Origin of the sequence: Moorena sp. SIO3A2 (assembly GCF_010672265.1) — a bacterium.
GTDB classification, from domain to species: domain Bacteria; phylum Cyanobacteriota; class Cyanobacteriia; order Cyanobacteriales; family Coleofasciculaceae; genus Moorena; species Moorena producens.
This window is the reverse complement of record NZ_JAAHHC010000082.1, coordinates 1-18,352: the sequence shown is the minus strand read 5'-3', so window position 1 is coordinate 18,352 and position 18,352 is coordinate 1. Positions and strand designations below refer to the sequence as shown.

At 45.0% G+C, this 18,352-nt stretch carries 12 protein-coding genes and 2 pseudogenes; 4 read left to right on the top strand and 10 right to left on the bottom strand.

The annotated features are described in order from the left end of the window. Positions 1-787 precede the first annotated feature (787 nt). The 3 genes and pseudogenes from F6K64_RS36330 to F6K64_RS36320 form a co-directional block, all read right to left on the bottom strand. A complete protein-coding gene (locus F6K64_RS36330; protein WP_008178000.1) occupies positions 788-1,300 on the bottom strand; it encodes an RICIN domain-containing protein in 513 nt (170 codons plus the stop codon). A gap of 591 nt (positions 1,301-1,891) precedes the next feature. Next, a complete protein-coding gene (locus tag F6K64_RS36325) occupies positions 1,892-3,247 on the bottom strand; it encodes an RNA polymerase sigma factor (RefSeq protein WP_008178001.1) in 1,356 nt (451 codons plus the stop codon). A 733-nt stretch (positions 3,248-3,980) separates the two neighbouring features. Beyond that, positions 3,981-4,106: pseudogene (locus tag F6K64_RS36320) on the bottom strand (PTS sugar transporter subunit IIA domain-containing protein); the annotation flags it as partial. Between the two features lie 153 nt (positions 4,107-4,259). On the opposite strand from F6K64_RS36320, the gene F6K64_RS36315 reads away from it, so the two are divergent. Then, positions 4,260-4,394, top strand: a complete 135-nt coding sequence (locus F6K64_RS36315; protein WP_267871962.1) for a hypothetical protein — start codon at positions 4,260-4,262, stop codon at positions 4,392-4,394. A gap of 37 nt (positions 4,395-4,431) precedes the next feature. Here the strand turns inward: F6K64_RS36315 and F6K64_RS36310 are convergent, their stop codons facing one another. Continuing rightward, positions 4,432-5,625, bottom strand: coding sequence for an ArsB/NhaD family transporter (locus tag F6K64_RS36310; protein WP_131827276.1), 1,194 nt, complete (start codon positions 5,623-5,625; stop codon positions 4,432-4,434). A gap of 99 nt (positions 5,626-5,724) precedes the next feature. Between F6K64_RS36310 and F6K64_RS36305 the strand changes: the two genes are divergently transcribed. Together F6K64_RS36305 and F6K64_RS36300 are read left to right on the top strand one after the other, a co-directional pair. Then, complete coding sequence (locus F6K64_RS36305) at positions 5,725-5,856, top strand: hypothetical protein (RefSeq protein WP_267871963.1); 132 nt, start codon at positions 5,725-5,727, stop codon at positions 5,854-5,856. A gap of 220 nt (positions 5,857-6,076) precedes the next feature. Beyond that, the gene (locus F6K64_RS36300) at positions 6,077-9,121 is read left to right on the top strand and encodes a plasmid replication protein, CyRepA1 family (RefSeq protein ID WP_008178004.1); all 3,045 of its coding nucleotides are present in this window, start codon (positions 6,077-6,079) and stop codon (positions 9,119-9,121) included. Positions 9,122-9,241: 120 nt separating this feature from the next. Here the strand turns inward: F6K64_RS36300 and F6K64_RS36295 are convergent, their stop codons facing one another. The 4 genes from F6K64_RS36295 to F6K64_RS36280 all read right to left on the bottom strand — a co-directional run bounded on the left by F6K64_RS36295 (position 9,242) and on the right by F6K64_RS36280 (position 14,629). Then, positions 9,242-9,625, bottom strand: a complete 384-nt coding sequence (locus F6K64_RS36295) for a DurN family substrate-assisted peptide maturase (RefSeq protein ID WP_008178005.1) — start codon at positions 9,623-9,625, stop codon at positions 9,242-9,244. Positions 9,626-9,933: 308 nt separating this feature from the next. Beyond that, entirely contained in the window at positions 9,934-10,881 is a 948-nt protein-coding gene (locus F6K64_RS36290; RefSeq protein WP_287267868.1) for a Nif11-like leader peptide family natural product precursor, read from the bottom strand. Positions 10,882-10,986: 105 nt separating this feature from the next. Beyond that, the gene (locus tag F6K64_RS36285; RefSeq protein ID WP_287267867.1) at positions 10,987-14,220 is read right to left on the bottom strand and encodes a type 2 lanthipeptide synthetase LanM family protein; all 3,234 of its coding nucleotides are present in this window, start codon (positions 14,218-14,220) and stop codon (positions 10,987-10,989) included. 151 nt (positions 14,221-14,371) lie between these two features. After that, complete coding sequence (locus F6K64_RS36280; RefSeq protein ID WP_287267866.1) at positions 14,372-14,629, bottom strand: cinnamycin family lantibiotic; 258 nt, start codon at positions 14,627-14,629, stop codon at positions 14,372-14,374. A 717-nt stretch (positions 14,630-15,346) separates the two neighbouring features. Here F6K64_RS36280 and F6K64_RS36275 point away from each other — a divergent pair. Further along, positions 15,347-17,281 (top strand): ABC transporter ATP-binding protein/permease, encoded by a 1,935-nt coding sequence (locus F6K64_RS36275; protein WP_287267865.1) that lies wholly within the window; start codon positions 15,347-15,349, stop codon positions 17,279-17,281. A gap of 77 nt (positions 17,282-17,358) precedes the next feature. Here F6K64_RS36275 and psbU read toward each other — a convergent pair whose 3' ends face one another. Both psbU and F6K64_RS36265 read right to left on the bottom strand, forming a co-directional pair. Continuing rightward, positions 17,359-17,811, bottom strand: coding sequence for a photosystem II complex extrinsic protein PsbU (gene psbU / locus F6K64_RS36270; protein WP_287267869.1), 453 nt, complete (start codon positions 17,809-17,811; stop codon positions 17,359-17,361). Positions 17,812-18,065: 254 nt separating this feature from the next. Beyond that, positions 18,066-18,352: pseudogene (locus F6K64_RS36265) on the bottom strand (hypothetical protein); the annotation flags it as partial.

Here is an 18,352-nt window from a genome sequence, read left to right as displayed (position 1 = left end):
TGGTCACCCCCATGAGCGGCTGCCGTGGTTCCACCCATGAGCGACTGCCGTGGTCCCCCCCATGAGCGACTGCCGTGGTCCCCCCCATGAGCGACTGCCGTGGTCCCCCCCATGAGCGACTGCCGTGGTCCCCCCCATGAGCGACTGCCGTGGTTTCCCCCATGAGCGACTGCCGTGGTTTCCCCCATGAGCGACTGCCGTGGTTTCCCCCATGAGCGACTGCATCAAGACAATGTATTTTTAGTTTATTGAATCCCTTGCTATTTAAGGGGTTAAACTCATTTAAACTACTCATTTACTATTATCAGTCTAGGAGAGCCCCATTTATTAAATCTTTCGTCAAAAATAATTTCCAAAAAGGGGGTCTTATTCTAGTTATCATTGATAGGACTAAGTGGCAAGATAACAATCTATTAATGGTGAGTGTCCGCTATCAGAAAAGAGCCATACCAGTGTAATTGATTGCATACTGTCATCAACCTAAGAAACCTAGCCTTCATCTTGACTGGCTTTTGCCTCAATCTGCGCGGGCCCGAACTCAGGTTACAGATCAGGGCAAACGCATCTAAATTACAAAACCCTTATCCAGTAAGGATTTCATCAATTGATTAAAAACAGGACTCGACCTCTGAAATCTTGGCACCGCCAGCATGTACAAAAATAAGATGCGTTTGCCCTGGGTTACATATAGTGTTTATTTAATTAAATAAACACTATATGTAGGAATAAAAAATTAGATGCGTTTACCCTGTGGGGTATTCGGCGATTTCGATAATTTATTCCGCGATTAGTCTACATACCATCTTTGATCTGTATCTGGTTTACCAAACTCACAAGTGTAAAGTTGTATGTTGTCTTCGTTATTTACACCTGGAGAACCATATACATCTATGCACTTTCCGGATAGTTGATTTTGGATAAATCCGTCAGGTCTCACTGTCCATTGTTGATCTGTATGTGGTTGACCAAACTCACAAGTGTAAAGTTGTATGTTGTCTTCGTTATTTACACCTGGAGAACCATATACATCTATGCACTTCTCTGATAGTTGATTCTGGATAAATCCGTCAGGTCTCACTGTCCATTGTTGATCTGTATGTGGTTTACCAAACTCACAAGTGTAAAGTTGTATGTTGTCTTCGTTATTTACACCTGGATTACCATATACATCTATGCACTTCTCTGATAGTTGATTAACAATAAAACCAGAGGAGGCGACCGCAGGTTGAATGACGATCGCAAACATGAACACAACTGTGATCAGAAAAGCCTGAAAGCTTTTCAGTATAATCTTTTTCACGATTTTATCCTCATTAAAAAATGATCAGGAAATGATCAGTCGCTCTTGACTAGGGGGCAGGTTGCTCCTTGTAGGGCTTCTTCACTTTCCTCTGTTTATAAGACGGGGTAAGTGACTCTTTTGTGACTGGCGACGGAGAAGTTTTTCTCCCCTGTTTTTTCCTTGATATATGTCTTTTTTGTGGGGATTGTTCCTTTGGATAGTTGGCTTATTACCAGTGCTCATAGCCATGAGTAGATTATCCCTTCTCTGCTATTTTTTAAAGCTTTGAAGGAACTTTTTTACCGTTTTTTGTTTGGCTTTTTGTCATGGGAATACTAGCTGGTTGTGAAAAAACACACCAGCCTTTCTTGTAAGCATTCAGCTATCAGTCTATGGGCTACTTGAGGTGCTACTTGAGGTGCTATCAGCGTGTCGCGTATCAGCTATCAGCCTATGGGCTACGCGCACCCTAAGCGAACAGCTATCAGCCATCAGTCAAAGGACTATGGCTTACGGCTGACCGCTGACTTCTGAATGCTTACCTTTTTTTAGTAGCTACTCTAGGTAATGCCCTTGAGCTGCTATGAGCAAATTAGCCATGACCAGAAATTAAAGCTGATCTGGGGGTCCTCTATCCCCTTTATCTGACCTCTGATTCCAGCTTGACTCTACTTTCGTTTTAAAAATGCCCCACCAAGACGCAATTGTCGCCAAAATTGGGATGGGAAATTGGGAAATATCCTTTGCTATTGGTGCTTGAATGCTCCCATGCTCTAGCGGTGGTGGAGAAATTCCTATCTCTTGGGGCGTAAGCAGTTTAACGCCATGGCTCTGGATAGTATTGCGATCGCTCCCGTGATTTGATTGGGGATTTGGAGTACTCTCCAATAGTAATTGTCCAGCCAAGGGGAGTAATGCTTGGGAGCTTCTTGGTCTGCTCAAAATTAGCTGGCTTTTGGTGTCCCTAGTTCTGGGCTCTTTTTTAATTGGGATTACTTGTGTTACTTCAGATTCTGGCTCAACTGCCAATGCTGGCTTATCCAGTGACGTTATCTCCACTCCTGGCTTAACTGCCAAATCTGGCTTATCCAGTGACGTTATCTCTACTCCCGTTTTGTCTAAATCCTTGGAGCATCCTTCGACCGTAGCCGAGTCCGAGGCTGTGATCGGACAAAAAGACTCCAACTTCTCAGTTGTCTGCTGCTCCCCTTTTCCTATTTCTTTGTTTGAGGGAGTTAGATCGCTTTCTTCGTCTTTTTCGTCTCTACTCTCCTGCTCTTCTACTCCCCTAATCTCCTGCAATTTGGCAATCTCCCCGTAAGCCTTCTCATCCAACCCGGCCCGATACTTAGTCAACTGCTGCTGCAGTATCCCCCTAGCTCGTTGGATACGTTTACGAACGCTATCGTTAGAAATTGCCAGTCGTTGAGCTATCTCTTGGTGAGACAACTCCTGCTCAAAGCGCAAGACACATACCTGGCGCTGATTCTCGGGCAAATCCTCTAGAGCACTTTGGATTACCTCTAATAGTTCGTTCTTTTCTACAACTAAATCTGGGGTATCGAATTCCGTAACCAAGCCATTCCCCTCTGGCACTGCCATCCCTTCCAGGTTTTCTACTCCGATTGCCCCAGAGTTGTTTTCTCGATGTCGGTCTATACAGAAGTTACGGGCAAATTTGGTCAGCCATGCTTTGAGATTGGTAATCTTTGCGGCAAATTTGGGCAATTTTTCCCAAGCCTTGACCATAATCTCAGAAAGAGCATCTTGTGCTTCAGTGGTATTACCCCCCATCCAGCTCAAGCAGCGATGGTAAAGATAGTCTTTATAGTTTTCCCACAGGGGCCAAAAGACGCTGCTATCGCCATCAGACAATTTTTCCAGGAGGGACTCGACCCAAAAAGCGGTATCGTTTTCAGCATTTTCGCCCGATGGGGGATGAGAACTGAGGTTTGTTGCCAGCATAAGTCCTGTTGATGCACCGAAATTAAGTATTCCATACTCGTTCTAGTAAAACAAGTTAGGTTGGTCAACTTAATCCTTGAAGTGCAGTCAGAGCTTGAGTTAGGATTGTTTATTAAATTTTTTTTTAGCCTTTTTTTCTCTTTTTATCCTCTTTTTATTAACTTTAACTTAACTTGAAATCTCCACTACACATTAACCTTTAAGCTTCAACTTTTAACCTTCAACATACCAAGGTTAATAAATTACCAATCACGTCCTGATTAGGCTATTTAGGTAGTAAAAATAATCAAAAATTTTATTAAAATAAAATTTTTGATTATTTTTACTCTATCTAAAGGGTGAAATAGAGATAACGACTCTACCGTACCTGTTATGCTAAATAAACAGTCTGTAAGAGGGAACAGCGGATCACCGGAACAGGGAACAGTGGGAAGAGGCTCTATTCAGGAATTTTTGTTAGTTTAAGATCCTTATTTTCCTGTCTTGATGCAGTCGCTCATGGGGAGGGGTTGCGTGGGTCACCTGCATCAAGACAACAGGTAAGCATTGGAATAATGCTGAGTAAAGTCACAGCGTCGTTCGCACAGCGTGGCCAAACGCGCACGCGTGGCCGAAAGGCCAAGGCCAAAGCCTGTGCCACAAAGCTGTTCGCGCAGCGTGGGCCAAAAGCCCACGGCTGACGGCACCTCAAGTAGCGTGAGCTAAAAGCTCACGGCTGACGGCTGAATGCTTACCCAGCAGCAGCTTGGACAACGGCTGCGATCGCACCTTCCACTAAAGGAGCTTCGCACAATCTTACCTTGGGTTTCTGGTCTTGATCCAGAAACTCCAGTCCCATTTCCGCACTCAGCACGGCATTGAAATATTATTAATTTGGTTATTGCATACCCATCAAAGTAAACAGAAGTATACAGCGTTTTGCAATTGGGTGAGGTACAAATTCTTGGGTTTTAGGGAACAGGGAATAGGTAACAGGGAATAGAGAAGAGGGAAGAGGGAAGTTTCTAACTTAATGAGGTACACAGGATTTTTTCTCTCTTGCCTGTTGCCTGTTGCCTCTTGCCTGTTGCCTCTTGCCTATTGCCTATTGCCTATTGCCTATTGCCGCCTATTCCCTATTCCCTATTCCCTACTCCCTACTCCCTAAAAACATGTACCTGACCTAATTTAAAACCCCTATATCCTCAAGCAATCAGCCAGGGTAACCATATTGCTAAACTCAGCAAACTTACAAACAAAACTGGCATGGTAAGAATAAAACTTAAGCGAATATAATAAACCCAACTTATTTGGATTCCTCTAAAAGCCAAGACATTCAACCAAAGTAGAGTTGATAGACTTCCTAAGGGAGTAATTTTCGCTCCTAAGTTGCACCCAATTAAATTCCCATATATCATCACTTCTTTGACAGCTGGATCAATATCCGTAATGCTTTCAATTGCCTTAGCATTCAGCAGTACTGTTGGTAAATTATTGAGTACACTGGCAAGAAATGTGGCTAAGAAACCACTACCACTAGCTGCTAAAGTGAGTCCCCAATTAGAAAGGATTTCCAACCGCTGGCTCAACAGAGCAGTTATGCCCAGATTGTCCAAACCGATGCCGAATAGAAACAGGACTAAGATAAGTAAAATAATTCGCCATGGCAGTTGACCTGCTAGTTGTAAGATATAGCGAAGTGTACTAGCCCGACCGTTAAGGAAACGTGCTGCTAATGCCACCATCACTAAAGCTGCCATAGCAGCAATCCAGGCAATGGGGAAATTTAGGACTTTTGCCAACAAGTAGCCAATTAGGAGTAGTCCTAAAATAGGAAAACTCAATTTAAAGATTAAGGAATCTCGAATCGCACGATTAGGTGGTGGTAGACGGGCAAGGTTATAGGTCAGGGGGATTTGGGGTTCAAAATAGAACCAGAGAATGATGATACTAGTCGCTATTGTGGCAACGGTTACGGGCAACATCACCATCACATAGCGCAACCAGGAAATCTGTAAATAATCAACATAAATCAGATTTACTGGATTACTCATTGGCAGTAGTAAGCTAGCGGCATCGGTAATAAAACCACTAGTAAATACAAATGCCAGAGTAGCTTTGGCACTAAAGCCAAGCAGCAGCAAAATTTCCATGACAGCAGCTGTCCAGACTATGGTCGTGGCTAGGTTAGTAAACACATTGCTCAATAACATCCCGACTAGGATCACTAAGGAGAAAAGCAAATGGCCACGACCACATCCCCAATTAGCTATGTGAAGCGCTAACCACCGAAACCAACCTGCTTGACCTAAACTTAGGGCAAGAATAATTAGAGAAATAAGGGTGAAAGTGGCGTTTCCCACTCTCGCCCAGACTATGGGAATATTCTGGAATAGCAAAGGGAATAGGGAGTAGGGAGTAGGGAGCGGTGCGACCCGTGGCGAATTTAATTACGGGTCAAGCGCACCGTAGGGAGTAGCGATGCAGAGGTGCGACCCGTGGCGAATTTAATTCGCCTACGGAAAAAGCACCATTACGGTCTTGGGGGTTCCCCCCATGAGCGACTGCATCAAGACGGGAGTAGGGAACAAAAATTGTCACAATTCCTACACGCATCCCTATATAACTAATAACTAATTACACTAATTACTGGTAATCCGATGCTAGGGATAAGTGATCATTTTATGGTACTATCAACCGTCAACGGTTAACCGTAAACGGTGAACTGTCAAGAAAATATAAACCATTAGGTAAAATGAACTATTAGGTCACAAATAGTGTTATATTACTTAAGTTAAAGATTAAACCACTAGATATAGCGTGACCTCTGCCAGAGTCTTCCCCAAACCCATGAACCATATCCAGGAGTGGACAGCTAGTAGTGTTGATGAACAGCTGACTCGCCTCAATGTAAGGTCTCTCGAAGGCTCTAGCCCATTTGAGTATCTCTTCTATTCCGACTCCCTGCCCAGACGCAATGATGGTCGAGTGCTAAACTCGATTCTGAAACGCTATCAACACCTCGAACAAGGGGGATGGTGGTGTTCTGGTATTGACTTGCTTACTGGTCAGGAGGATATTTGGGGCTGTTTCAAACCCAGCCAACCCCGTCACAGTGGGGAAACTAGGAAGCTAATTAAATATGAACATCCCCCCAAAACCCCCACAGGCTTGTTTGCTCTGCGAGTACCTTTCCACCTGTGGCAACGGATTGCTGAACGCAATGATATTACTATTCTCCCCACAGACCTTGACCACAATCAACCGGATCTAGGGTTTTGGCAGTGGCTAATCTCTCACCCCTCAATTCCGTTGTGTATTACTGAGGGCGCTAAGAAAGCTGGAGCTTTACTCACTGCTGGTTACGCTGCGATCGCATTACCAGGAATTAATGGTGGGTATCGAATCCGTAGGGATGCCCAGGGAAATCGGATTGGCAAGTCTGACTTGATTCCCCAACTACAGAAACTAGCGACTCCGGAGCGAGAGATTTACATAGTCTTTGACCAAGACTCGAAACCGAATACCATCAAAGCTGTCAATGCTGCGATTCGTAGAATGGGATATCTGCTCAATCAAGCAGGTTGCCCTGTTAAGGTGATTACTTGGGATGCCCAGCTAGGCAAAGGGGTAGATGATTTAATTGCTGATCAAGGTCAGAAGACCTTTGAGCAAGTTTACCAACGAGCACTCCCCCTCGATACTTGGAAAGCTAAATCCCTAACCCAGCTGACCTATCGAGCTAACCTTAAGGTAAATTGCCGCTATCTGCAAGAACTTCCGATTCCGGATACAGCCCAACTGATTGGGATTAAATCCCCTAAGGGTACTGGAAAAACCCAACTACTGGAAAAAATTGTCTCTCAAGCCCTAGCCCGAAACCAATGGGTATTGGTGCTTGGTCATCGGGTGCGATTAGTAGAAGCATTGTGTCAACGCTTTGGCATCAAGTATATCACTGAGGTCAGGGATGACCAGAAGCAAGGCGTCTTAGGTTATGGTTTATGTCTCGACTCCTTGCATGGGAATTCTCAGGCTCGCTTCAATGCTGCTAACTGGTCTGATGGCGTAGTAATTATCGATGAAGTGGAGCAAGTGCTCTGGCATGGATTGAACTCTAGCACCTGTCAGAGTAATCGGGTTGCTATTCTCAAATCTCTGAAAACCCTAATCCAGAATGTCTTGGGGGGGTCTGGTCAAGTTTATATTGCGGATGCGGACTTGAGTGATATATCGATAGATTACTTACTGAGCTTGTCTGGAGTTGACCTTGAACCCTTCATCATTGAGAATGACTGGAAACCGAACATTGACGGGTCCTGGCAAGTTCATAACTATACCGATAGCACACCAAAAAAACTAGTGCGAGAGCTAGAAGCACACATTGCTCAAGGAGGCAAACCCTTTGTGTGTCTTTCCGCTCAAAAACCCAAGAGCCAATGGGGTACTTGCACTCTAGAAGCGTACCTAAAAAAGCAATTTCCCCACCTCCGGATATTGCGCATTGATTCGGAATCCCTTGGTGAAACAAATCATCCAGCCATGGGGTGTATCAATAACCTCAACAATGTTTTACGGGACTATGACATTGTATTAGCTAGTCCTGCTATTGAAACGGGAGTGAGTATTGATCTGCGGGGACACTTTACCTCTGTGTGGTGTATTGCCCAAGGGGTGCAAGGAGAAAATAGTGTCAGACAAACCTTAGGCCGAATCCGAGAAAATCTCCCCCGGTTCATCTGGGTAGCCCCTTATGGCTTTAATCACGTCGGTAATGGCTCCACGTCTCTATCCTCACTACTGGCATCTGGACAGCGTTTGACCCAAATGAATATTCGGTTGCTACAACAATCGGATTTCGATGCTGTGGATGATTTAGATACAGGCTTTCAAGCAGAATCCTTGATGTGCTGGGCGAAAATGGCTGTCCGATTCAATGCCGCCATGGTCAACTATCGGGAATCGGTGCTAGCAGGATTGCGTGCTGAAGGTCATCTGGTGATGGATGTTTCCCCAGTCAGTTCCACTAAAGCTGGGAAAAAGAAGTCTAAGGGTTCACCCCAAGCGGAAGAGTTGGGAGCACAGAATGCTCTGATGGCAGCGATTACTGCAGTTAGAGACCAAAACTATCAGGCTGAGTGTAATGCGATCGCATCTAGTCAAGACTTCAGTGATAGCCAATATCAAACGATTAGCAAACGCCTAGTCAAAAAACCATCGGAACGTCGCTCACTACGGAAGTACGATTTAAAGCAGCGTTATGCCATCCCAGTCACACCAGAACTGGTACTCAAAGATGACCAAGGCTGGTATAAGCAGCTACGGCTCCATTATTTTCTTACCCTAGGTCAGCAACATCTAGCAGAACGGGATGCTAAGGTAGCGCGACTGTTAATTGAGCAAGGTCAAGGGAGTATATTTATACCGGATTTCAATCGTGCTGTGCTAGGAGCAATGATTGGTACTATGAAAGTTTTGGGGATACCAATTCTATTAGAAAATCTGGAACGAGAACTCAAAAATACTGATCAGGACTTGCAGGAGATGGCTGCGATCGCATTAGCAAACCGTTGTGCTATCAAAACCATCACCGGAATAGGACTAGCTAAGAAAGCAACTCCGATTGTTATTATTAGGCGCTTCTTGGATAAAATCGGCTATGGCTTACAGTGTATTCGTTATCAGAGCCAAGGAAAAAAGCGGTTCAGAGTTTATCAGCTAGTTAGTCCAGAAGATGGTCGCATGGAAGTGTTCCAGAGGTGGTTAGCTAGTGATGCTCTGAGGTTAGGCACTAGTGAGAGTTGGCTGGATAATGATTTATCTGCTAGGTCTGGTAATACTCAGTCAGTGGATTCAGAAAACAGTAATTATGTTCAATTGTGTCTTAATGTTTAGTCTTAATTTGTAGTCTTAATTTGTAGGATTACGTGGAGGGTGGGGGAAGCTATAATCCCCCACCCTCTAACATTTACCCTAAGAAAGTATCACTAGCTGATAGTGAACTTTGTGCACAACTTAGCTCTTCTTTTCGATGGTAATCTTAAACCCAAGCTTCTCCTCGATTGCTCTGAGCTCACTAATCGCTGGCCACATATTTTTGATATCGTTTTGCCAGAGAATCAAATCCCTTTCTCCTTCTGTCACTTCTGCTTCACCAAACAGCTTACCCAACCACTCAAATAGACCATCTATACTAATATCTTCCGGTGGAGTTACCCGATTCAATGTCTGGTGCCCAGGGGTCGCCAATGCCATCTTCAGCAAGTCGTAGAGCGTGCCTTCAGAGGACAGACATAAACACAAGAGCATCAATATCTGTATTTGCCGAATTTCATCCCTGTCACCACCTCTATCTTTATCTTCTCTATATTCTTTAGGATTATGCTTGATCTTGACCATAGTGTCTTCGAGTAGTTTTTTTTAGTAATGTGTTCGAGTCTGCTTGATTGAACTTATCCCAACTTAGCTTTTTTACCATTACTAGTAAATTTGATCATTATAAATTTGTTCATTATGGATAAGTTTGATGAAGTAATATTTAAGTTTACCCAAGAAGAGTGTAACTCCTTCATCTATTTTTCCTAATCATACCATGTGTACAGTATTGGTATAATTATTTTCTTTAGCAACAAGTCACAGGAGTATTTCACATAAAACATTTTTTAGGCTAGTTTAGAACATAGTTTTTTGATCTCATTTTTTTTATTTCAGTTTGCTGTCAATTTTACCTTAGGCTTGAGTAACTTATTCATCCATTGATCAGAAACGTTAAAGCCAAAACTCCACCGGTTTGCTTGGGTTTTATTAACAATACAATGCCACAGCAACTTGTGTGGCTCGCTTTCGATCTTGAAGAATCTAACCACTTTCGGCTTCTCCTCAAGGGTTACTAACTCTTTGGTTTCGGGATTCATGTAGCGGAAAAATGGTTTGCCATCCCCATTGAATTCACAGCGATCAAAATCAACGCAATACATCCGCCAACCTGGCTGAGTTTCGTTCGTGTGCCACATCCGATAAGCATTCGGCGGATACCATAAGCTTCCTGAGAACCTAATTTCAGCTCCAAAGAACTCTTCCAGGAGTTCGATTAACTTTACTTTCGTCCTAAAATAATCATCGTAAAGGGAATGGTCAACATACCGATCCAGATTAATTAAGTGGAACTGACTCCAGGCATATTCAGGCTGGGATGAAGCAACACCTAGATCCACGTGGGATCGCAATGATTCGAGATACCGCTGTTGGAATTCTGGGGCAGCTGGGGAAACATCGGCAAATTGTAAATTTGCTTCCCAAAAACTCTTTTCATACAGCCCTAGATCCACCGTATCTGGCTTGATTTTGAGCTTCCCAACCTGCTCAGCAATTTCCTCAAACCCTGGAATCTCGGAAAAATTAAACTCGTAGTGATAAGCGTGGGGGAAACCCTGATCAGAAGCAGACTGAGCACAATCAATGGAAATCAGAGGTTTGTCACTCTTGGGAACATAAGACGCATTCGCTGCTGCTATGTCTTTATTGGTAAAACAATAACCGTGATTGGCACCAAGTTTAACCAGCTCTTCTTCCGTTGTGATTACCTTAACTTGCTGTCTCAATGCTTCTGTATTTTCAAGAGCTTCATAAAACTTCTCCACCGCTTGTTTTGACATAGCTTTTTCAACCAGTTAAACCAACAAAATTACAATCACAGCAATGATAATCCCAGAGTCTACCTTCACCGACACAATCTTTAACCTCAATCTAGGTCTATCGGCTTATGCTGATGGAGGCGGGTCGAGCAGCAGAGGGGAAGGGACTCGCTCCGGATAGGCTAGCCGCAAAAAGTGCATTCCGATTCCAGCGATTCCAAGCATTAGATCGGGAAAGAGATCCTTAGTCGTAGAACCACAGAGCCACGTGCGAGCTTTCTCAAACCGACGCCACTGGGCCTGAGCTTGGACGTTAGCCTCCATCTGCAAATAAGGTGTGTCCCTCAGTTGAGAAAACCGCAGCAATAGCTCAGCATTGCCGGATCTGCCATGACATAGGGAATCATTACCGAGCTGGTCAAAATTCCGCAAAGTAGCATTGAGAGCTGCGTAAGCCTCGCGCAGAATATCTTCGTCATTTTTCCCTAAAGCTGCCCAACTGGCAATACGGCTCAAACCAATTCCCGTCGCCCCGTTGCACCAAGCATTGGCAAAATGGGGTTCGTTTCTGTCAGCTACCATGATCGATTTGCGCAGGTCATACCAATCGTTCTGCTCCCGATCAAAGTGAGTCGCTTCATAGGCAAAGCATTGACGACCAGCCTGAATGTACTCTTGCTTGTCAAGATCACACCCCAGCAAAATTAGTGCCCACCCTGGACCACTCGAACCGTGGGAAAAACCGGTCAGATTCTGCTGGTTTAGATCCGGTCGCCCACCCTGCCAACTTAGGGTGTCCCCCTGGCGAGTTGCCCCTTGGAGCAAATATTGAGCAGACTGCACAGCACAATCTATGGCAATATCTCTCCCTTGGCCAGAAGTGGTGTTTGCCAACCCCACCATGACAGGAATCACCCCCGTGACTCCGAGCAAAAGGTCAAAGTATTTGTCCTGAGGAATCCGTGGCATCAGTTCGTGAGTCAACTCTACTGCCCGCTCCAGCAATTCTGGTCTGTCCCATAGCTGAGCCAGGTGGGTTAACAGGTAAATCAATCCAGCTGTTCCCTGGTACGCCCCAACGAATGGTGAACTAGGGTGCTCCATGGCGTGCTTGAAGGCTCGTTCTGCTGCTTGACGAAATTCTGGCTGGGGGTGAAGGGCATCGAGATAAGCCAAAAATAGGCAAATCCCCGCTGAACCCGCGTAAATATCTGGCCCGATATCTACCACACGTTTTCCAGTAGCTGTATAGTCGCAGGTTTGCCATGGAGCCTTACTCGGATCGGGTTCAAGTAATTCCCACAACTGCCAACCAATTTGCTGGGCGTAATTAACCGCTGAAGCGATAAAGTAGGGACTATTCAGTTCCTCTGTGGATAGGCTACTGTAGATGTACTGGTTCTGCCGGATTCGGTTCTCCTCAGATAATTTTTCAATGCGTTTGACTGCATTGTCCAATGGGGAAATCGCGATCGCATCTGGCAGGGATTGTTGGTAATTGTGGATTAAATCTAGAGGGCCAGTTGCCTTAGCTGAGAAGATGGGGATATCCAATTGCCACAGGGATGCTAGTTCTAGCTCAGCCAGTTTACCTTGATTGTCCCACTTTCGTTGATGCTCTTTTAAGGTGTTGAACAGCAAATCCACTTCTAGGGGTTCGGCCAGACATTTGGGATGGCGAGCGGCGATGATTAACTTGGCATAGGCTTGGGTTCCCCAATTAATCAAGCGCACTAATGAGGGAGAAAATAAGTCTTGGAGGGACGTTGCGGCTTTCGTGGGGTTTTCTCGAAACCAGTTATAAACTCGGTTAAATCCCTCAACAATGGCATCTTTGTACTCCTGTGGCTGTACGAGCTGACCTTGGTAATAGATGCGATTGGTTGCTTCGAATTCGACCCGAATTCCCGATTGATATTCAACACCCAGGCCTAATGACATCCGGCCCTCGTTCACTTTAGGAACTTGATGGGGTATTTCGTAGGAGTCGCCGCCCCTAGACCCGCTCAATTTCATTTGATTTTTATCCCCCGGGTCTGGCCATTCGAGCAAACCCGTCTTGAAAACTGAATCGAGGACTGTACCGGGCAATTTGTCCATGCCAAGGGGCAACACTTCCAAAACCGTTTCGCAGTCGCAAATAAACCCCTTCCCATCAGCAACTAGGACGTTTTCAAAATGCAGATCGCCTCCCCCTAGGATGTAGAAAATGCTGAGAAATCCCCCGAGTTGCTGATAAAATCCCTCAGCAGAAGCTTGACTTTGGACATGGTTTTTACCAGAAGTAATAAACTCTGCATAACCATAGCCATCTCGACAGAGCACTTCATAGCTGGCAAAGTCAACCACCTTATCCCTAGTCAAGGTTTCTAGCAACCCTTGCATCGCTGCTTCAGATTGAATACAACGAGGCTTATAAACAATTGTTGCTGGCTCAGAGTTAATCAGCTCCAGTTCCACGATCACTACGCTCTTGCCGCCAGCATGGTAATCCGAGTTGCCTAACTTAAAGGATTTGACTTGGGTAATGGGTTTCCCGGAGAAGAACGTCCCACTAATTTGCTCGCGATCCCTAGCCAAACGCTGAATCACTTCCTCACCAAAATCACACAAGAAACCAGTTACCTGTGCCAACCAACGTGATAGTACAGGAAACTGAAAATAAAAGCGGTGATAACTCCAACCGTCTTGAAAAGTCTGTTCCAGGTAGGCCAGATAAGCCTCTGGATCATCGGCTGATTTGGCGATCTTATTCTGAAGACAATAGACATTAATATTGGCTTCAACCGTCCAGGTTAAGGCCAGCTCAAAGCGATTGAGCAGGTGAAGTTGAAGGTCACTGACGACTTGCTTTGAGATCACCTTCAGCTGATCACATAAAGGTTGCAATCTCTGGTGCAACAGCCGTAGAAAGGGTTCGCAGGCTATCGCCAATTTCCCGTGGTAGATATCGGGTTCGTACCAAGAACTCCCTAAAAAATCCCCTTTTGGTAAATCCAAGGTCGCGATCGCAGCGCGGTAGGTTTCTAGCCACTGACGGTGAGGTTTGACGAACTCCAATCGGTCTGCTGCCGACAATTCCCCCCAGTTTCGTTCGTATAATTTATAGTCCGTTAATAGTTTTCGTAGGTCTTCAATAATCGATTGACTGACTTTTCCTTCTTGCTCATAGGAATCCTTAAGCACCTGCACAGCCAACTTGCCAGTCAGTTTTTTGATGTTCCAGCTATCTAATGGTTCAAGCTGGTTGCTACACCTAGCTTTCCCCTGGTCTTTAGCCAGTCGTTCAACAATGAGAGTTCGCTCAGCCAAATTACTAGCTCGGCAAGCCAGTTCCTCCAGCACATAATCGTCAACCATAACCCCAAGAGTTACCAAGCAAGACTAATAAACAGTTAACAACGGGGGCTGGCATCACATCTAATTTTAAAAAATCCGATGTCATGCCAGCTCCTAGACAGGTACCTAGCCTATTGGATTAGAAACGGTAACAACCTAATTGGTCGTTCCATCAAGTCTTGGTTGTTCCATCACAAACGATGGTTAGAGGACCGGAGCTGCAGGTGGATTCACAACTAGCAGCAATATCAAATTCCCCTAAGGAAGCATTTAACAACTCGATGAAAGCATGATCCTGCTTCTCGACAGATTCAGGCAAAATAGTAGTAGCTGAGAGTCCAAAAGCTTCTGGGTTATTTTGAACTTCGCTACGGAACTCAGCGTCAATAGATGCCTGGTGCAGTACCTTTTCTAGGGTAGCCGTTGACATTATATTGCTCCTTCGTGCCCCTGATGGGCAGTAAGATTTACCATCTGCTCGTTTAGCAGACATTTATTAGTGTATACATAATTTTCATCCTATGGTTCACTTTTTGACATTTCTTAACTTTTATCTGAAGTCTTTTAAAATGCATATATAGTTTAGTTTTTATGTAACAAAAAATACAGTTTTTTATTGACAAACATCCCTATATACTTAATAAACTCTTGCCTCTTGCCCGCCCCCCTTAAGGGCTGGGGGTTAGGGGGGATTCCTCTTGCCTTTCCTTAAGGGATTCTGTTCACAAATCAAATAGAAATGCTATAGCTGTATGGTGACTTGGTAAGCAGATAAGCAAAATAAACCAGGACTTACGCGGTTAAGTTGATTTCGCCCCCCTAGGGCGTGTTTTCAAAGTTTTCCGCAAGATTATGATCCCCCCCAGCCCCCCTTGAAAAAGGGGGGAGCCATACTCAAATTCCCCCTTTTTTAAGGGGGATTTAGGGGGATCTCCGAGTTTGAAGACACGCCCTAGCCCCCCAATTCTGGGGGGTAATGATGTCAAAGTCCCCCGAGGGGGACCAACGGGGGCGCGTAAATCCTGTAAACATCAGAAATTGGGGGTGAAACCCTACAGGCTATACACCGATTGCACCTGTGCTTAATAAATAAGCAGAATGATTATTGACACTTGCACCGCTTTGACAACTGGGAATTTCTAGATATATGAGTGAAAACCACAGATTTGACGGTAAGTTTGGGCAAAGATTGTTAGGGCTTGTCCAGCCTTACTGGATACCAGTATCGGATCAAAGAGGAACTTTTCTAGGGCTATTGCTGTTGCTAATAGTATTCCTTTTAATAATTTCTTTTACTATTGTCAGCCTCATTAGCTTAGGAGGACAGCACTATTTTCCAGAAATAATTAATAGTGTTGCTCCCGGTTTAGTGGACTCTGTTGCCATGATCAATAAGTCGCCAGCTATCTATTTCATTGGTTTACTTTTGCTAGCTACGATTGCTGCTTTTGCCTACTACAGGCAACAGTTACAAGATAATTGGCAACCATGGTTGATGTCAATAGTGATAGTGTTGTTACTGCTATCAAGTACTGGGGTGAATGTCTTAAGCAGCTACTTGAATCGGGACTTGATCACGGTCATGGCTCGACACCAGGCGTCAAACTACCTGACCCTGCTCTTACTCTACAGCAGTTCCCTATTGGCCATTGTGCCCTTAATGGTTTTTTCCAACTACATCAAAAAGAGACTTTGTCTCGACTGGCAACAATGGTTAACCAAATATTTTCTCGATCAGTATCTATACAATAGAGCCTATTACGAACTCAAGACTAATCTGGATATCGATAACCCAGACCAGCGCATCTCCAAAGAAGTTGAATCCTTTACTCAAACCATCTTGGATTTTTGGGTTGCTATACTAAATCAAGTTGTTAATCTAATTGCTTACGGAATCGTTCTTTGGACGATTTCTAAACTGCTGTTGACTGCTATGGTAGTCTATTCCCTGTTCGTCAACGTCAGCGTGATTTTTTTGAGTAAATGGTTAGTTGATCTTAACGGAGAAAAACTCGAATACGAAGCCAACTTCCGGTACAGTTTGGTTCGCATCCGCGACAATGCTGAATCAATCGCCTTCTCTCGTGGAGAAAATCAAGAATTGAGTTTAGTGAAGCAGCGATTTATTCAACTGATGCAGAATCTAAATCTGATTATCGGCTGGGAGCGGAATATAGAATTCTTAACCATAGCGTATCAAAATTCTATCTTTATCATACCTTACTTGACTGTAGGATCATTGTATTTTAGTGGTCAAGTTGAGTTAGGGACAGTTACTCAAGCAAGTATATTGTGCTTTCAGCTTTCGGGGGCACTGGCAGTGATTGTACGTCGGTTTGATACCCTTAGTGCTCTTGCTGCGGTGGTTAATCGCTTAGCTAGCCTGGCGGAGGTTTTGGAAGCGCCGACGGCACAACAGAATGCTGCTAACATTATTAAGACAGTAGAGGACAATTGCTTTGCCCTCAAAGAGATTACCTTGCAAACTCCTAACAGCCAACAGACCTTGATCAAAGATCTCTCGTTGTCAGTGGAACCGGGTGAGGGGACACTAATTATGGGGGCGAGTGGCTGTGGCAAGAGTTCTTTGCTAAGAGCGATCGCTGGGTTGTGGAACACAGGAACAGGCTGCATCATGCGACCTGCCGTGGAAGACATCTTATTTTTGCCTCAACGTCCTTACATGATTCCAGGATCCTTGCGAGAACAGCTGCTTTACCCAAATGCCAGCCGCGACAGTTCCTTGGAGGAATTGGAGTCCGTGCTGCACCGGGTTAACCTTTCTGAGCTGCTGGCCAAGGTGGGCAGTTTGGAGGTCCAATTAGATTGGAGCAGTGTTCTGTCCCTAGGAGAACAACAGCGTCTAGCCTTTGCCAGACTCTTGCTCAATCAACCTCGCTATGCCTTCTTGGATGAAGCAACCAGTGCATTGGATCAGCAAAACGAGCGGCATCTCTATCAGCAACTACAGCAAACCGAAACCACGTTTATCAGTGTTGGTCACCGAGAGAGTCTGCTGAAGTACCATCAGCAAGTTCTGGAACTATCGAGTGATTCTAGCTGGCAGCTCTGTAAGTCCTAGATTGATTAGTTACAATTAACCCACTCTTGTAAGAGTGGGTTAGACAACAAATTTAAAGTTAACCACCAATGGCGTTATTAGTAGACGCCAGGATTATAGCGATCATCGCCCGCATTATGAACCTCTGAGGTCTCAGTCACGGTAAAATCATCAAGGTGAGCTTGTAAATTTTTCTTCTGCCTTGCGCTTAGTCCCGGAATTTCCAGGACATCTTCTACTGACTCGTAGGGTGCATTTTGAATAATCTTACTAGCCAGGCCTGGATAGAATCCTTGATATTTGCGAAACTTTCGCACATGGGTATTGTTCAGGTCAATCTTCTTACCAAACTCGCTGGATAACTTGCGATCAGCCGCATTGCTCCGGGATGACAGAGCGATTAAAGCCGTAGATGAGGGCAACGTTAAGTTATTTAAAGAAAATGTGTCTGCTGAAGACATAGGGGAAGCGATCGCACTTTGGGATAAGCCTAAGCACCCCAAGCTAAGCACTAGAAGGCATAGCACTGCTAGATGAACCAATTTTCTCATCATAAAACTCCTTACTTACACAACACAGCACTAAGAGAAATTTAATCTCTGTGGGTTTAGTTTAATTTTTGTTTCCTATCATCTCATATTATCGAAGTCCAGACACAAGACCTAAACTTTTTCCAGAAGACGATTCCCACCCTAGTTACTTGACAAATTTTGCTTTGTAAGCTAATAGCTATCAGCTATCAGCTATCAGCTATCAGCTATCAGCTATCAGTTATCAGCTATCAGCTTATGGGCTACAGATAGTGCTACTGTTCGCGCAGCGTGGCCATTCGCGTAGCGTGGCCAACGGCCAAGGCCAAGGCCAAGGCTGACCGCTGACCGCTGACCCCTGACCCCTGACCCCTGACCCCTGACCGCTGACCCCTGACCGCTGACCCCTGACCCCTGACCCCTGACCGCTGACCCCTGACCGCTGACCCCTGACCGCTGACCCCTGACCGCTGACCCCTGACCGCTGACCCCTGACCGCTGACCCCTGACCGCTGACCCCTGACCCCTGACCCCTGACCCCTGACCGCTGACCACTGACCAG